At 48.0% G+C, this 16,209-nt stretch carries 12 protein-coding genes; 7 read left to right on the top strand and 5 right to left on the bottom strand.

Annotated features, from left to right (window positions below; all coding sequences use genetic code 11):
* Positions 1-219 precede the first annotated feature (219 nt).
* Genes ppx through ACT6PV_RS11210 form a run of 5 tightly spaced genes read left to right on the top strand, consistent with a single transcriptional unit; the run spans position 220 to position 5,354 of the window.
* Positions 220-1,740 (top strand): exopolyphosphatase, encoded by a 1,521-nt coding sequence (ppx, locus tag ACT6PV_RS11230; protein ID WP_445116433.1) that lies wholly within the window; start codon positions 220-222, stop codon positions 1,738-1,740.
* 48 nt (positions 1,741-1,788) lie between these two features.
* A complete protein-coding gene (locus ACT6PV_RS11225) occupies positions 1,789-2,613 on the top strand; it encodes an acetyl-CoA carboxylase carboxyltransferase subunit alpha (RefSeq protein WP_445116432.1) in 825 nt (274 codons plus the stop codon).
* Positions 2,550-3,902 (top strand): tRNA lysidine(34) synthetase TilS, encoded by a 1,353-nt coding sequence (tilS, locus tag ACT6PV_RS11220; RefSeq protein ID WP_445116431.1) that lies wholly within the window; start codon positions 2,550-2,552, stop codon positions 3,900-3,902. Before ACT6PV_RS11225 ends, tilS begins: the two co-directional genes overlap by 64 nt.
* 25 nt (positions 3,903-3,927) lie before the next feature.
* Entirely contained in the window at positions 3,928-4,758 is an 831-nt protein-coding gene (proC, locus tag ACT6PV_RS11215; protein WP_445116430.1) for a pyrroline-5-carboxylate reductase, read from the top strand.
* Between the two features lie 26 nt (positions 4,759-4,784).
* Entirely contained in the window at positions 4,785-5,354 is a 570-nt protein-coding gene (locus tag ACT6PV_RS11210) for a YggT family protein (RefSeq protein WP_445116429.1), read from the top strand.
* A gap of 137 nt (positions 5,355-5,491) precedes the next feature.
* Here the strand turns inward: ACT6PV_RS11210 and polA are convergent, their stop codons facing one another.
* The gene (gene polA / locus ACT6PV_RS11205) at positions 5,492-8,257 is read right to left on the bottom strand and encodes a DNA polymerase I (RefSeq protein WP_445116428.1); all 2,766 of its coding nucleotides are present in this window, start codon (positions 8,255-8,257) and stop codon (positions 5,492-5,494) included.
* A 163-nt stretch (positions 8,258-8,420) separates the two neighbouring features.
* Here polA and ACT6PV_RS11200 point away from each other — a divergent pair, with 163 nt between their 5' ends.
* Positions 8,421-11,111, top strand: a complete 2,691-nt coding sequence (locus ACT6PV_RS11200) for a DUF2339 domain-containing protein (protein ID WP_445116427.1) — start codon at positions 8,421-8,423, stop codon at positions 11,109-11,111.
* A 225-nt stretch (positions 11,112-11,336) separates the two neighbouring features.
* Here ACT6PV_RS11200 and ACT6PV_RS11195 read toward each other — a convergent pair whose 3' ends face one another.
* Together ACT6PV_RS11195 and ACT6PV_RS11190 are read right to left on the bottom strand one after the other, a co-directional pair.
* On the bottom strand, positions 11,337-12,266 hold the full coding sequence (locus ACT6PV_RS11195; RefSeq protein WP_445116426.1) for a mechanosensitive ion channel family protein: 930 nt from the start codon (positions 12,264-12,266) through the stop codon (positions 11,337-11,339).
* A 9-nt stretch (positions 12,267-12,275) separates the two neighbouring features.
* On the bottom strand, positions 12,276-13,103 hold the full coding sequence (locus ACT6PV_RS11190) for a hypothetical protein (protein ID WP_445116425.1): 828 nt from the start codon (positions 13,101-13,103) through the stop codon (positions 12,276-12,278).
* Positions 13,104-13,197: 94 nt separating this feature from the next.
* On the opposite strand from ACT6PV_RS11190, the gene gspE reads away from it, so the two are divergent.
* Entirely contained in the window at positions 13,198-14,685 is a 1,488-nt protein-coding gene (gene gspE, locus ACT6PV_RS11185) for a type II secretion system ATPase GspE (RefSeq protein WP_445116424.1), read from the top strand.
* A 22-nt stretch (positions 14,686-14,707) separates the two neighbouring features.
* Here the strand turns inward: gspE and ACT6PV_RS11180 are convergent, their stop codons facing one another.
* Positions 14,708-15,136, bottom strand: coding sequence for an organic hydroperoxide resistance protein (locus tag ACT6PV_RS11180; RefSeq protein WP_445116423.1), 429 nt, complete (start codon positions 15,134-15,136; stop codon positions 14,708-14,710).
* A gap of 231 nt (positions 15,137-15,367) precedes the next feature.
* Positions 15,368-16,192, bottom strand: a complete 825-nt coding sequence (locus ACT6PV_RS11175; RefSeq protein ID WP_445116422.1) for a carbon-nitrogen hydrolase family protein — start codon at positions 16,190-16,192, stop codon at positions 15,368-15,370.
* Positions 16,193-16,209 lie beyond the last annotated feature (17 nt).

Here is a 16,209-nt window from a genome sequence, read left to right as displayed (position 1 = left end):
ATTGCACAGCCATGTTTAACAAAGTAGGGTCATGAGTGAATTTTCGATTTTAATTGTGGAATTGTCCAATTGATCCTCACGATATCGATAATCGGTGTAACACAATGGTCATAATGCGAAAAAAATAATGGCATGGCACTTCTGTCTGCATAAATGGCTTTTAAATTGCATGTATGTGAATTAATCTAAGCAGCAATTCTTAACGGGTTTGTATAAATAATGTCTGATTTTTTGATTGATGAAGAATTACTTGCTGCCATCGATATGGGGTCAAACAGTTTCCATCTGGCCATTGCCCGTGTAGATCATGGCGAAGTTAAGAAAGTTGCTTCAATGTCAGAAAAAGTTCAGCTTGCAGCCGGTCTGGATGAAAATAAAAATTTAACCGAAGCCGCACAACAGCGCGGTCTGGCCTGCCTGGCCAGATTTGTGGGGCGTCTGAGTTCCGTACAGTCAAATCGGTTGCGGATTGTGGCCACCAATGCCCTGCGTCAGGCAAAAAATGGACATGAGTTTATTCAGAAAGCCGCAGAAATATTACCCAAACCCATTGAGATCATTGCCGGGCGTGAAGAAGCACGATTAATCTATCTGGGCGTTTCACATACCATGGTCAACAGTGGCCGCCGTCTGGTGATTGATATCGGTGGTGGGTCAACAGAGTTGATTATCGGGGAAGCGTTTGAACCGATTCATACCGAATCCCTGCAAATGGGGTGTGTTGCTTATACCCAGGCGTATTTCCCGACCGGGGAAATTAATCAGCGCAATTTTGATCGGGCGGTCGTTGCTGCACGTAAGGAACTTTCCGCCATTGCCAACACTTATAAAGCCGAAGGCTGGGACACTGCGGTGGGTTCAAGCGGTACCATCAAGGCATGCAGACAGATTACCGTGAATATGGGATGGAGTGATGAGCAGGAAAATCTGACACACGACGGACTGGAAAAACTAAAAGATAAATTGCTGAAATATAAAAATGTTTCAGATATGGAATTTGAGGGACTGAAGGAAGACCGCCGGGCAGTGTTGCCTGCGGGGCTTGCGATTCTTTATGCTATTTTTGAGGTATTGCATATTGATAAACTGGTGTATTCCGATGGTGCCCTGCGTGAGGGGGTCATGTATGACCTGTTGGGACGTTTTCAGCATGAAGATGTCAGGGATCGCAGTGTGCAGGCGATGATGGGGCGTTATGGTGCAGATCTGAAACAGGCTCAGCGTGTGGTGGACACGGCACAGCATTTATTTGAAGGCGTGGCGAATCGGCTGAGACTGGACAGTGATGACAGTGATCTGCTGCGCCGGGCAGCTTATCTGCATGAAATCGGACTGGCCATCAGTCATGGCGGCTATCATCGTCATGGTGCCTATTTGTTGCAGCATTCTGATATTCCCGGTTTCTCACAGATTGATCAGAATCATTTGTCCCTGCTGGTGGCACATCATCGCCGTAAATTACGCAATGATGCTAAAATTGATGTCATGCGCATGGGGGGAAACAAGCTGATTTATCTCAGTCTGTTACTCCGTCTGGCGGTGCTGCTGAATCACAGCCGCAGTGATGAGATGCTTCCTGCCATTGAATTGAGCGTATCAGGTGAGCAACAATGGCAACTCAGCGTTTCCGGCGATGCCAGACAGTGGCCTTTGCTTGTTGCTGACCTGTATGATGAACAGGTGCAATTTCAGCATTGGGATATTGAACTGAATATTCAGTCGGAACAATTTATCGATTAATACTCCATCGGTGAATGATTTATTGATGGATCTGGAAGTGCAAGACTTATGAAAAATAAAGCTGCTCAATCTAAAACCTGGAAAACGGTGCAGATTGCACGTCATCCTGACCGTCCGCAATTCCTGGATTATGTGGGTGACATTTTCACCGAGTTCGACGCCCTGCATGGTGACCGTGTATTTGGCGATGACGGTGCAATGGTCGGTGGTCTGGCACGTTTTGAAGGTCAGCCTGTGATGGTGATTGGCCAGCACCGTGGCCGCAGTACCCGTGAAAAATTACAGCATAATTTTGGCATGAGTAATCCGGAAGGTTACCGTAAATCGCAGCGCTTACTGCATATGGCTGAGCGTTTCGGCCTGCCGGTTTTTACCTTTATTGACACCATGGGCGCATACCCGGGTGTGGGTGCAGAAGAGCGTGGCCAGGCGCAGGCCATTGCTGCCAGTCTGGCGCAGCTGTCCAGTTTAAGGGTTCCTGTTGTTGCGACCGTACTGGGAGAAGGCGGTTCAGGCGGTGCATTGGGCATTGGGGTGGCAGATCGGGTGATTATGCTGTCACACAGTATTTATTCGGTGATTTCACCGGAAGGCTGTGCGTCCATTTTATGGAAAACTGCGGAAAAAGCGGAACAGGCCAGTGAGGCGCTGGCGCTGACTGCAGATAAACTGATGGAACTGGGTGTGATTGAACATGTGGTTGATGAAGGTGAGGGAGCACATCTGCATCCTGAACAGGTCATGAACCAGTTGAAAATTGTACTGAAACAGGTCCTGGATGAACTACAACCCATGAGTGCTGAAGAACGATGCGAAGCACGTTACCAACGTTTAATGAAGTTTGGCAGCAACAATTCAGGCTTGATGTCCTAAAACAATCCAGCCTGCTTGCTGAAAACAGCACTTTTCTGATCGGGTGCAGTGGTGGCATGGATTCCATGTTACTGCTGCATCTGATGTCACAGCTTTTCCCCGGGAAAATCCGCGCGATTCATATCAATCATCAGTTACAGTCCGTCAGTGATGATTGGGCGCTGTTTGTCCGGCAGCAGTGCCGGCAGCTGAATGTGCCCTGTATGGTTCAGTCTGTTCATGTGGCTGGAGGAAATCTGGAAAATCAGGCACGTGAAGCACGGTATCAGGCATATCGGCAGCATTTGAATCCGGATGAGATACTGGTACTGGCGCACCATCAGCAGGATCAGGCTGAAACCGTCATGTTGCGCTTATTGACCGGTAGCGGGGTGCGTGGCTTATCTGCCATGCAAGCGGTGGATGCCCGTGACTGGCTGATGATCTGGCGCCCCTTGCTGGACATCAGTCGTGAGCAGATTGCTCAGTGGACACAGCAACTGCGGCTGGATTATGTCGATGATCCGACCAACATGGATACGCATTATGACCGGGCATGGTGCAGACAGGAACTGTGGCCGGTTTTACAGCATCGTTATCCCGGCATGCAGCAGGCACTGGCACGCAGCAGTTATCTGATGCAGGATGCAGACGAGATTCTGAACGACGTGCTGAAACAGGATCTGGCAGCATGCGGTCATGCCGGGCAACTGCAACTGGAAAAACTCAGCCAGCTGTCTACTGCCCGACAACGGCAATTGCTTTCGGCATGGATGCAGGGAGAACATAGGTACCGGCCCCCCTTTGATATGGTGCAACGGCTTCAGCATGAAGTCATTCATTCCAGAGTGGATGCACAGGCCGCATTGCACTGGAATGGCTTTTATTATGTACGTTTTCAGCAGGTGCTGTACCGGCTGGACAAAGCCGTTTATGAGGCAGAAAGGTCTATGCAGCAGGTACCGGACCAGCAGGTTAAGTTTTTGCTGGATCAGTCGATACGGCTTGACTCAGGTCTGTTTCAGATTGAACGTATGCGGATGGGCTTGTCTGTTGCGTTGCTTGGTGAAAAACTCAATTTAAAACATCGGGCTGGTGGTGAGAAAATTCACCTTTATGGCCGGACGGGCAGTCGGCCACTGAAAAAAATCATCCAGGATGCACATATTTTTCCGTGGATGCGTCATACAATTCAAATATTAAGTATGGATAATGTTATGCTTGGTGTTTTTACACCGGAAGGTTTCTGGCTGGCGCAATCCAGGTATTGTGAAGCGGGGGGATGGCAGCCGGATTTGATCGATGGGTGAAGGAATTTAATGTCGAGTGTGATTCATGGGTACAGCTTTAAATTGTAATATCGGTTTCATTGGTGGCGGGAATATGGCGCAGGCCTTAATTGGCGGCTTGATCAGTCGTGGTCTGCCGGCAACCCGCATCACAGTTTCAGATCCTGCTGAAAAAATAAGGCAATTATTACAGGAAGAAGATGTACATGTCACCGATGATAATGCAGCTGCAATTCTGCATGCAGATGTGGTGGTACTTGCAGTCAAACCGCAGGTACTGACCTCAGTCCTGCAGCCATTGAAGGGTCTGTTTCAGGGGAAGCTGATTGTTTCAATTGTGGCAGGTGCTGAGATTAAGACCATTGCCGTGCTGACCGGTACAGGCCGGGTTGTTCGGGTCATGCCGAATACCCCGGCATTGGTTCAGACAGGAGCACATGGTATTTTTGCAACAGATGCAGTGAATGCTCAGGACCGTGAGCTGGCCAGCCAGATATTGGCTGCGACAGGTTTTACCATCTGGGTTGACAATGAAGCACAGATTGATGCGGTAACCGCAGTTTCCGGTTCAGGTCCGGCCTACTTTTTTTATATGATGGAAAGCATGATCCGTGCTGGAAAAAATATGGGCCTGGACGAAAAAGTTGCAACAGCATTGACGTTGCAGACAGCACTTGGGGCTGCACAGATGGCAATTACCAGTCCGGATTCGCCCTCAGAACTACGAAAAAATGTAACCTCACCCAATGGGACAACCCAGGCGGCGCTGGAGGTTTTTGATCGTGCTCAGATTTCACAGAACATTCAGACTGCGCTGGCGGCTGCACAAAAACGCAGCCAGGAGCTGGCGCAGGAATTAAGTGACAGTACGAAATAATTTGATTTAATTAGGAAAATTTCTTTATGGGTGCAAGTCCTGCTGACATTTATGGCATTGTTCTTAACGTGGCGATTTTACTCGTATTCTTCCGATTTTTAATGCAGCTGGCGATGGTCAGCCCATATAATCCAGTGGTGTTGTCGACTGTAAAGGCCACCCGGATTGTCGATATCTTCAGTCGTATTTTTCCGGCGTTGGGCAAGGGGCGTGTCAATACAGCAGCTTTAGTATTAGTTGTAGTGTTATATCTGCTGAAAATCTTTGGCACGATGTATTTGCAGGGTGCGATACCAAATAGCCCAGTACATTTAATTATTCTGACTTTTGTGACCATGATTCAGGATTTAATTCGTTTTTGTCGTTATTTAATTTTTGCGACAATTATTTTGAGTTGGGTGGTGATGTTTACTCAGTCCAGATCACCTTATATTGAAGTGATTCAAGAGCTGGCTGAGCCTTTATTGGCGCCGTTCCGCCGTATCATGCCAAATATGGGTATGATTGATCTTTCTCCAATTCTTGCTTTCCTGGCATTATGGATTGCTGAAATATTAATGAATAAAGTGGCAGAGATTCTACTTATCGGTCTTTAATTCACCAGTTCAAATAGCAAAAGGACTCAATAGAGTCCTTTTTTATGAATGTTAAAATATAACATTAAGTATATTTTCAACAAAAGATGATCTCTCCCTAACCCTGTTCCAGAAAGTTAGGGAGTTTTTTTAAAGGCTTAATGCGCTTCGCCCCAGTTTTTGCCCTGACCGACTTCCACCACCAATGGTACCGAGAGTTTGACTACATTTTGCATGACCTCTGCAATTTTTGATGTAAGTGTATTGGCAACAGCTGCATCCACTTCAAAGACCAGTTCATCGTGGACCTGAAGCAAAAGTTTAGCTTGATTGCTGGGTAAGATTTTATTGACTTCTATCATCGCCATTTTAATGATTTCAGCCGCAGAGCCTTGCAGTGGCGCATTAATCGCAGCACGCTCAGCACCTTTGCGGACCATCATATTTCGAGCATCAATATCTGGTGTGTATAAACGACGACCTGTAATGGTTTCTACAAAACCTTGTTCCAATGCGACTTGGCGGGTACGTTGCATATACTCATAAATACCCGGATAACGATGGAAATATTGTTTGATATAGTTTTGCGATTCTTCACGGGTAAAGCCCAGTTGACGAATCAAGCCAAACTCAGACATACCGTACAATAAGCCAAAATTCACTGCTTTGGCCTGGCGGCGTTGGTCAGAAGTCACATTTTCCAGCGCGACACCCAAGACCTCAGATGCTGTACGACGGTGTACATCTTGCCCATTTTTGAAGGCATCAACCAATGCATCATCCTGGGAAAAATGGGCCATAAGACGCAGTTCAATCTGGGAATAATCGGCTGCCAGCAGTACACGACCTTGCGGTGCAATAAAGGCTTTACGAATCTGACGACCAATTTCTTCACGTATTGGAATGTTCTGTAGGTTGGGATCGGTTGAAGACAAACGACCTGTTGCTGTTAAGGCTTGATGGTAACTGGTATGTACGCGGTGGGTATCGGGATTTGCTTGTTTGACTAAAGCTTCAGTATAAGTACTTCGCAGTTTGGTTAAACCACGATACTCAATGATCAGTTGTGTAATTGGATGGTCAATTTTTTCCAAAATAGCTTCAGAGGTACTATATTGTCCAGTTGCTGTTTTTTTGCCACCTTTTAATCCCAGTTTTTCAAATAAAACTTCACCGACTTGTTTGGGTGAGCCGACATTAAAAGATTCGCCGGCGATTTCGATAATTTGATTTTCAAGATTTTGAATGGTATTGGCAAAGTCCACACTGAGCTGATCCAGGAAGCCCAGATCAAGTTCAATCCCATTTTCTTCCATGGTCGCCAGAACACTGGCTACAGGCATTTCAATATGATGCAGAATATGGGACAGCTCAGGAATCTGTTTCAGTTTATGGTCAAGAACTTCGTACAGGCGCCAGGTGACATGTGCATCTTCAGCGGCATAATGTGCTGCTGTTTCGATCTCAATCTGATTAAAACTTTTCTGTTTTGCCCCTTTCCCCGCCACCTGTTCATAGGTGGTGGTCAAGTGACTGAGATAAACCCGGGCGACGTCATCCATGCCATGACGTGTAACCACGGCATTCAGTACATAGGAGGCCAGCATGGTATCAAAATACCAGCCCTGTAAATGGATGCCATGATTTTCAAAAATATGTGCATCATATTTTAAATGATGACCAATTTTTTCAATTCCGGCATTTTCCAGAATGGGTTTGATCTGAGCCAGGATCTGTTCACGATTGAGTTGTTCAGGTGCGCCTTCGTAGTCGTGCGCCAGCGGAATATAATAGGCATCCATTGCATCAAAGGCCACGGAAAAGCCCACCATTTCAGCTACACGATAATCAAGGCTGGTGGTTTCAGTATCAATGGCAAAGCGTTTTGCACTGTTCAGGCGGGCAAAGAACTGTTCCCAGTCTGCCTGGGTCAATATAGTGTGGTAGGTGGCCTGTCCCAGCTGATCATCCACACTGGTGAGGATGGCCTGGTCTTCGGTCACCATGTCACTGGTCTGCTGTGCAGCTGTTTCAATCACGGTGGAGGTCTGTTTGTAGACCGTACTGTTCGGGTTGTTTGGATGATCCAGCGATTGCAGCTGATTACGGAACTCAAGTTCAGTATACAGGCGACGTAATTCGTCTGTATTCGGATCACAGAGTTTCAGGTCCTCATGCGTCAGTGCGATGTCCAGATCACAGACAATGCTGGCCAGTTGATGATCCAGTGCAATGCCTTCGACATTATCCCGGATACTCTGACCGACTTTTCCCTTAATCTGCTCAATATTTTCCAGGATGCCGCCAATGGAACCATATTCGGTCAGCAGTCTGGCCGCAGTCTTGGCACCGACACCGGGAACGCCGCGAATACCATCAGAGGCGTCTCCCATCAGGGTCAGATAATCGATGATCTGATTGGGCCACACCCCAAATTTTTCAAATACCCCATCCACATCCATGGGTTTGTCCTTGAAGCTGTCTTCCAGGGTGACCTTGTCGGTGACCAGCTGTGCCATGTCTTTGTCACCGGTGGAAATCAGCACCTGGTGGCCGGCTTTTTCTGCACGTTTGGCCAGTGTGCCAATGACGTCATCTGCTTCAGCACCGGGCAGGGTGTACAGCGGAATGCCCTGTGCACGGATCAGAGCGTGCAGGTAGGGAATCTGCTGGGAAAGTTCATCCGGCATGCTTGGCCGATCCCCCTTGTAAATGGGCGAAAGCTCATGCCGGAATGTCGGTTCAGGCGTGTCAAAAATAACCGCCATGTGGGTCGGCTGAATGCGGCGCATCAGTTTCTGAATGGCAGAGATTGCACCACGAATTGCATTGGTATGCAGCCCGGTTGATGTGGTCAGTGGTGGCAGCGCATGATAAGCGCGAAACAGAAAATATGAACCATCAACCAGTACAAATGGTGGCATTGAAAAAATCCTAATTCAGATAACGGTTTTATTGTACGTGATTTTTATGAAGTTGCGCAGAAACATGCTTACTGAGCGTTACTGAATATCTGATGAAAGCCCAGTCACTGCGGAAAACACTGATGTTATGATCGGGGACATAAAGGAAAGAGATAATCATAAAATGCTGAAAGGGCAGAGTGAAATTCGCATGATCTGGCTGATGTTACTGATCATTGCAGCGGTCGGGGCCTGGTTTCTGGATGTACACGCACTGACTTATATCTGTGGTCTGGCATTGATCATGAGTGTCATGCAGTTTGTGGATGCGATTGAGAAACCTGTAGATGCACTGGCAGATCAGACTCACTTGCCGGTTCAGACCACATCCAGGGTTCCACTTTATCTTTCTTCTATTGTTATTGTCACCGGCGGGCTCATGAACTGGGGCTGGATGACCGGCCTTGGCATTACGGTCTGGATTTATTTCCTGCTGCGATGGCTCAGGCGGCTTGAAACCTATTTAAACCAGATACAGTTTCAGTTGCAACAGACACCTTTCACGGCTGCACCCGAGGTTCGATCAATGGATGTATCCGGGCATCGGCCTGTGGCAGCATCGACAACACAGGAGAGTGGGCTGACTGATCAGCTCCGGCAATGGTTTTTACTGGGCAATCCGGTTTTAAAAGTCGCCATTTTAATCTTGGTGATGGGCATTATTCTGCTGCTGCGTTTTGCCACGGAACACTGGCAGTTCAGCCTTGGTCTGAAACTTGCCATTGTTGCCGGAATCAGCTGTATGGTGACCGGACTGGGCTACTGGACTGAAGTCAGGAATCGCAGTTTTGGTCTGGCACTCGAAGGACTGGGCCAGGCAGGATTGTTTCTGACACTATTTTTTGCGTATTACAATCAGGTGCTGGGTTCGTTTTTTGCCGTCAGTCTGTATTTTGCCGGCATCATGCTGGTGACTCTGATCTTAAGCCTGCGTCAGCAGTCGATTGAACTTGCTTTAATGGCGCTGATGATTGCCGGTCTGGCACCATTTACCCTGCCGGTTCGCAATGCCACAGCGGTTGAATTGATTGCTTATTATCTGGTGATTAATCTGGCCATTGTTGTTTTAAGTACATTGCGTCCCTGGAAAATTCTGAATCAGATGTCCTTTTTAATGACAGTGCTGGTCGGTGGAAGCTACGCATTTTTATATGGTGATGTACAGCAAAGAAGCGCATTGAGCGGGCTGGTATTGGCGCATGCCGCAGTTTTTATATGGCTGAGTTTTCGATTCAGCCAGCTGATTGCCAGGCAGGATATTGAACGGTTCAGACTGAAACCTGCATTGGATATTGCGTTGATTTTTGGTGCACCGATCATTGCCTATATTTTTCTTTATCTGATGTATTTCCAGGAAGCAACCATACAGGCTGCATTCAGTGCTGGATTTGCCCTGTTGTATGCAGGACTGTATCAGCTGGCGAAAAAAAACCAGTCAATTCAGCTGATTTCCCAGAGCTATTTCAGTCTGATGTTGATTTTCCTGACCCTGATCCCGCCGATTCTGCTGCCTGAACCATGGAGCGTGGCTGGCTGGGCAGTTGAGGGATTGATTATCTTCATTTATGCACTGCATAAAAATGCTGTGATCAGCCGTTATCTGGCGATGGGCTTACTGGTACTGGCCGGATTGTCCGCGCTGTATGATCTGGTAGAACAGCAGGCATTTCCAGACAGCATCCACTGGATTCTCAGCCTGAGTTATTTTGCCGTGGTGATTATTGCCAACAGTCTGGAACGCTTCCGTCAACAACTCAGCACGGCGACTGTGGTGTTTTTCAGTATGCTGACATTGTCGGCAACATCCATGCTGCTGGCGTTGTTGATGGATCAGTTCACAGGTCCCGGCCAGTATGTGATGAGCCTGCTATTGGTTAGTTTATTCCATTTTATAATCAATGAGTTGCTGTTGTTTCGTCAGGCAGGGTGGTCATGGCTGGCTCCCAAATGGCTAGGGCTGGTTCCCGTATTTATCTTTGCACTGGTGCTGCTGATTGATCGCAGTGAACAGGGCATGCTGATTTGGCATTCGGCATTTGAGCGATGGGGCTTTGCTGTGGCCGGTGGCCTATTAACGGTCGTGTGGCTGAGGCCTGTCAGTGCTGTGCATTCGGAAAAGGAATGGGTCAGTGCCGGTGTATTTGCCAGTCTGAGTATGATGAGTCTGAGCCTGATTCCTGCAATGCCCTATATCAGCATTGTCATTTTACCGCTGCTGTTCTGTGCATGGTGTTACTGGCGTAGAGCGGATGACTGGCAGATGTTCTGGCAGAGTAAAAGCAGTCTGGTGTTCATGATCATCTGGATGATCTGTTCACAATTGTTTTCTCGGCAGGCCTTTGTGGGGTATTGGTTTCCGCTGTTGAATGCCTTCGATCTGGTCAGTTTACTGATGCTGGCCGGTTTTATGTGGGCGCTGTCCGTACAGCTGAAAAACGGGATGGAGCGGGGGATTGTGGCAGTCATGGTGGTGCTGAGCCTGCTATGGTTAAGCAGTTATGTTGTTCTACGGGCGCTGCATGTCTACCTGGGTACGCCGTATAATGCACTGGCGCTGTGGCAGAGTGCGACCGTTCAGCTGAGTCTGACCCTATTGTGGGTCAGTCTGGCATTGGTGACCATGCGGCTGGCCAGTCAGAAGCAGTTGCGTTCCATGTGGATTCTGGGCGGCAGTATACTGGTGTTGGTGACGTTGAAGCTGATCCTGCTGGATCTGTCTCATATCGGTACACTGACCCGGGTCATTTCATTTCTGGGGGCTGGTTTTGTCATGCTGATCATTGCCTATATTGCACCTGTTCCCGAAAAACTGTAGCGGTTGTTATAGCTGAATTTTTATCAGACAGCGTGATGAGATTTGAAAAAGCGTTTTGTTATTTCTATTTATGGTCTTTCTGATCAATTTCTGTCGGGAATGTAAGTGATGAGTAAAGTGTCTCCAGGACAGACCTGAATCGATCAGATTTTCGATTGACGGAACGCATATAAGGTCCATGCTCCGGAGCTGACAGCAATCCGGAGCATACTCAGATCAAGCCAGTCAGGTCCTGGGTTCGCGTTTCACTTCACTGTTGTTGCTGTATAGGTCAATATCTTCATTGCTGAGAGCGCTATGCGGGGTCAATGGACGGTTGGCAAAACCAATTTTAGGCACTGGAATTTCAATCTGATTGTCCATAAAACCATTGCGGATCAGCTCATGAATTTCATCTCTGACCCGTATGAAATTTTCCTGTCTGCACCAGGGGGTAAATAGCAGCTCAATGGACGAATCACCAAAAGCAGTCACACTGACCCGCGGTTTCGGGTCTGCCAGTACCAGTGAGTAATCACTGGCGACCTTGAGCAGGACTTCACGAACCTTAATGATATCTTCATTGAAGTTGATGGCCAGGCTGATGGGAATACGCCGTATGGGAAATTTGGATAGATTGTGTACCGGTGCCCGGATCAGCTGTTCATTGGGTAACCGTATATAAATATTGTCCCAGGTCAGTAATTTGACGGACAGCAGGTCAATGGAAATCACATCTCCCTCAATGGTATGACCACGGATCAGGGTGATCTGAATGGTATCTCCGACTTCAAAGGAACCCTCACCAATCAGAAATAAACCGCTGATCAGGTTACTGGCCGAGGTCTGGGAGGCAAAACCCAGCGCGACGGTTAAAATGCCTGCCGCCCCCAGGAATACACTGAGCTTAAAGCCGGCCTCCTTTAAGCTGGCAATGACAAATAACAGGAAAATAAAATAAAAAATACCGCGTCGCCACACCAGTTGCTGATGTGCATTAAAGCGGGCGCCCATGGTCCGTACAAAGGTGTTGGAAACCAGCCGTGCCAGTAAAAAGCCCAATAAGGCCAGTGAAAATGCAACCAGGATTTCACTGAGACGATCGGTATTGATATTGGTGAAAATCCCTTTCAGGCTGCTTGCAATATCCTGAGGAATACTGATTGAATTTGCCATGCCGGACTCCTAAAAAAATGAATCAAACATATTGAAAAGGGCACCACCCGGAGAACGTGGTGGGTGAACATAAATCACTTCACCTGCCAGTGGTGGAGTACGGGAATCAATTTTAATTCTGGGCAGACGGTCACTGCCTTCATGGAAGACTTTTATCTGGGATGTCCATAAACGTCCGGTACTTTCACTGTAAAATAAGGGCAGAGCCGGAACTGGAACATTCATCCGGTCAAAACGCAGCTGATGATGACTGATATTATGAAAAATAATGGGAGTGACCGCGCGGAATGCTCTTGGGCGCAGTAAATTCAGTTCGGTCCGGCCATCCACAGCGGTGGCATAGCACATCTCACCGGTACGATGATTGGGGCCGAACCATGTATCCTTGGGTAAAATGACCGGAAAATCAAACAGGGGTTCCTTTTGATCCGGGGCAAATCCTGAAATCCATAATGGCGTGCTGATATACAGCGTACCCCGTTGCCCGGCAGGAATATAAATCGGATCAACCGGCCGGATCACCACAGAGCGGTCAGCCAGGCGTGGCATCAGCTGGAAGGTGTCATGGGTTTCCCGGAACATGTAGCGTTCAACATGTACCGGCTGAGGGAATGCAAAATTCACATCCTGAATATGATTCCAGCGCTGCTCGTAGTCATATTGGAACTGTGGACGATGATATTCCAGGCGCCACTCCTGAAGTCCGCGGGTCAGGCGCACGATCATTGAACCGAATTGCCATGCCCTGGCCTGATTCAGCTCAAATTTCTGTTCCCCCCACCATTTTAAGTTGGAGAGTTCCGGTTCCAGGTGTTCATGATTGCTGGACAATGGCATTTATCCTTATATTACATTCTTTAAAAAACAGACTTCACGCTGCAATATGCTTAGAGTACACTGAAAGCTATTTTAATGATCATTATAAGATGTAATGCAAGTACTCAAACAAATACAAATTCCCTATAGTTTCGCAAAACGGCACGGTGTGCTGCTGCGTTACGAAGGTGATCAGGTTTATATCGTACGCCGTCAGGATACCGCGCCTATAGCCATTCAGGAAGCGCGTCGTTATCTGGGGTGTTCTGCACAGCATCAGTTATGCAGTGAAACTGACTTTAATCATATGCTCAGTTCCAGCTATGCAGGTGAGACCGGAGAATCCCAGCAGGTGGCTGCCGGACTTGAGGATCATCCTGATTTACTCAGTCTTGCCGATCAGGTGCCAGAAATGGAAGATCTGATGGATCAGGAAGACGATGCGCCGATTGTCCGCTTAATTAATGCCTTACTGTCTGAAGCCATTCGTGTCAGTGCTTCCGATATTCATATTGAAGCCTTTGAGAAAAAGCTTTCAGTACGTTTACGGGTGGATGGCCAGTTGCGTGAGATTGTACAGCCGCGTCGTGAACTGGCACCCTTGCTGGTTTCACGGATCAAAGTCATGGCGAAACTGGATATTGCAGAAAAACGTATTCCACAGGATGGTCGTATTTCGCTGCGCCTTGCCGGGCGTGAAGTGGATGTGCGGGTATCAACCTTGCCTTCATCACATGGTGAACGTGTGGTGATGCGTTTGCTGGACAAGCAGGCCGGAAGACTGAATATGACACATCTGGGGTTAATGCCGGATGACTATGCCCGTCTGACACAGCTTGTGCATCGCCCGCATGGGATTATTCTGGTGACCGGTCCGACAGGCTCAGGTAAAACCACCACACTTTATGCGGCGTTATCAGACTTGAATGATGGCTCCAGGAATATTCTGACAGCAGAAGATCCGATTGAATATCAGCTGGAAGGTATTGGACAGACTCAGGTCAATACCAAGGTGGATATGACCTTTGCCCGTGCCTTAAAAGCCATGCTGCGTCAGGACCCGGACGTGGTGATGGTCGGGGAGATCCGTGATCTTGAAACGGCTGAAATTGCGGTTCAGGCATCACTGACCGGTCACCTGGTCCTGTCCACTCTGCATACCAATACGGCCATTGGCGCTGTGACACGGTTAAAGGATATGGGTATTGAACCCTTCCTGCTGGCCAGTTCATTGATTGGTGTGATTGCACAGCGGCTGGTGCGGACTCTGTGTTCACATTGCCATGGCTGGCGTGAGGCGGATGATTTTGAAAAGGGGGTGTTTCTGCATCTGGATGCCAATGCAAACTTAAAGTTGCCTGTTCCGAATGGTTGTGATCATTGTTCCCATACCGGATTTATGGGACGTACCGCGATTTATGAAATTGCGCCTGTTGATGATCAGATGCGCCGTCTGATCCATGGCAATGCCGCGGAATATGAGCTGGAAAATTATGCCCGGAAGCAATCAGGTTCGATCCGGGATGATGGTTTGCGTAAAGTTTTGGCAGGTAAAACGACGATGGAAGAAGTGCTGCGTGTGACCAATGAATCAGCAGAATAAGCTGATCCATTGGTGACAGGGTTTATGAGGTGATGACATTCAGGGTCACATCAATATTGCCACGGGTGGCATTGGAGTATGGGCAGACAATATGTGCGGCATCCACCAGTTTATGGGCTTCGTCAGCATTCATGCCTTCCAGGTGAATGTTTAACTTTACCTGAATACCAAAACCGGTTGCAATGGGGCCAATACTGACTTCACCTTCAATGCAGGCATCCTGGCTGATGTTGAATTTATCCCGGTTGGCCACAAACTTCATGGCACCGAGAAAACAGGCAGAATATCCTGCTGCAAACAACTGTTCCGGGTTGGTGCCACCACCGGCACCGCCCATTTCTTTGGGCACCGCCAGTTTGATATCCAGAATTCCATCTGATGAGGTCGCACTGCCATCACGTCCTCCGGTTGCTTTTGCGTGGGCGGTATATAAGATCTTTTCTAAAGACATGTGATTTATCCCAATAGCATTTGACGGACTTTTATCCTGTCGGATTTTATGGGGAAATTAAGCGGTGTTTTTGTAATTTTTATCCATGCTATATCCATTGGTGGCTTTGATCAGATCCGGAAAATTGAAAACGCAATGGATGCTGTAAGCCTGCTTAGCCATTGATGAGGGGAAGCAGTGGTCTTAGGACCCATCATGTTAAAGCTGGCGGCCTGTCTGGTGTGAATGTCGCTAAAATCTGATCAGTTGATGATGTTGTATAAGGGGCATGGATCTGCGGATTTTATCCTGTTTTTCCATATCGAATGGAACAGTAATCAATCCGGTTCCTTCGGTCTCAATCATATCCATCAGCTGCCCCAGGCTGTCAGTGGCTGCTGAGTGTCCCCAGGTCTGACGTTTTTCACCATGCCAGCCCTGCTGAGCTGCGCCCAGCAACTGGCATTGACTGTCCATGGCACGGGCCTGCAACAGCAATTGCCAGTGCATCTGACCGGTGGTATGGGTAAATGCCGAAGGCGCCGTTAAAATATGTGCGCCTTTTGCGCGCAGCGCCAGCGCCAATTCAGGGAAACGCAGGTCATAACAGACCATCAGGCCAATATCACCGAATGGTGTGCGGGCGACCACAGGCTCTGTTCCTGGTTCAAAATATTTTGACTCCTGATAACCACCGACTGCATCATCCACCTGCACATCAAACAAATGAATTTTGTCATAGCGGGCTTCAGTTTTTTCAGGGCTGATGCATAGACTGACCGTACGGACACGGCCATCGGTAATGGCAGAACCATCAGGACGGAATGGACAGGGCAGGGTTCCTGCGATAATCCATATCTGATAGCGATGGGCCAGCTGTTCCAGGCGTTGCTGAATGACTTCAAACTGTTCTGCGGTTTCCCGTTGTCTTCCGGCGGCAAAACAGACAAAATTTTCAGGAAAGACAATCAGGGAAGCTCCCTGCGTCTGACTTTGTTGCAGCAATGATTCAATGATACTGAAATTCGCTTCAATGTCATTCTGGGCATTCATCTGGGTAACACAAAGAAAAGTCATGGGCTCATACCCGTGTG

This window comes from Acinetobacter sp. WZC-1 (assembly GCF_052544965.1).
Note: the sequence above shows the minus strand (reverse complement) of the source record. Positions and strands in the feature narration are given on the sequence as shown.

Bases quoted from the DNA above. Each gene is read 5' to 3' on its own strand.
- tilS (WP_445116431.1), top strand. From the start codon at position 2,550: ATGCGAAGCACGTTACCAACGTTTAATGAAGTTTGGCAGCAACAATTC.
- ppx (WP_445116433.1), top strand. From the start codon at position 220: ATGTCTGATTTTTTGATTGATGAAGAATTACTTGCTGCCATCGATATG.
- proC (WP_445116430.1), top strand. From the start codon at position 3,928: ATGGGTACAGCTTTAAATTGTAATATCGGTTTCATTGGTGGCGGGAAT.
- ACT6PV_RS11180 (WP_445116423.1), bottom strand. From the start codon at position 15,136: ATGTCTTTAGAAAAGATCTTATATACCGCCCACGCAAAAGCAACCGGA.
- gspE (WP_445116424.1), top strand. From the start codon at position 13,198: ATGCAAGTACTCAAACAAATACAAATTCCCTATAGTTTCGCAAAACGG.
- ACT6PV_RS11210 (WP_445116429.1), top strand. From the start codon at position 4,785: ATGGGTGCAAGTCCTGCTGACATTTATGGCATTGTTCTTAACGTGGCG.
- ACT6PV_RS11200 (WP_445116427.1), top strand. From the start codon at position 8,421: ATGCTGAAAGGGCAGAGTGAAATTCGCATGATCTGGCTGATGTTACTG.
- polA (WP_445116428.1), bottom strand. From the start codon at position 8,257: ATGCCACCATTTGTACTGGTTGATGGTTCATATTTTCTGTTTCGCGCT.
- ACT6PV_RS11175 (WP_445116422.1), bottom strand. From the start codon at position 16,192: ATGACTTTTCTTTGTGTTACCCAGATGAATGCCCAGAATGACATTGAA.
- ACT6PV_RS11225 (WP_445116432.1), top strand. From the start codon at position 1,789: ATGAAAAATAAAGCTGCTCAATCTAAAACCTGGAAAACGGTGCAGATT.
- ACT6PV_RS11190 (WP_445116425.1), bottom strand. From the start codon at position 13,103: ATGCCATTGTCCAGCAATCATGAACACCTGGAACCGGAACTCTCCAAC.
- ACT6PV_RS11195 (WP_445116426.1), bottom strand. From the start codon at position 12,266: ATGGCAAATTCAATCAGTATTCCTCAGGATATTGCAAGCAGCCTGAAA.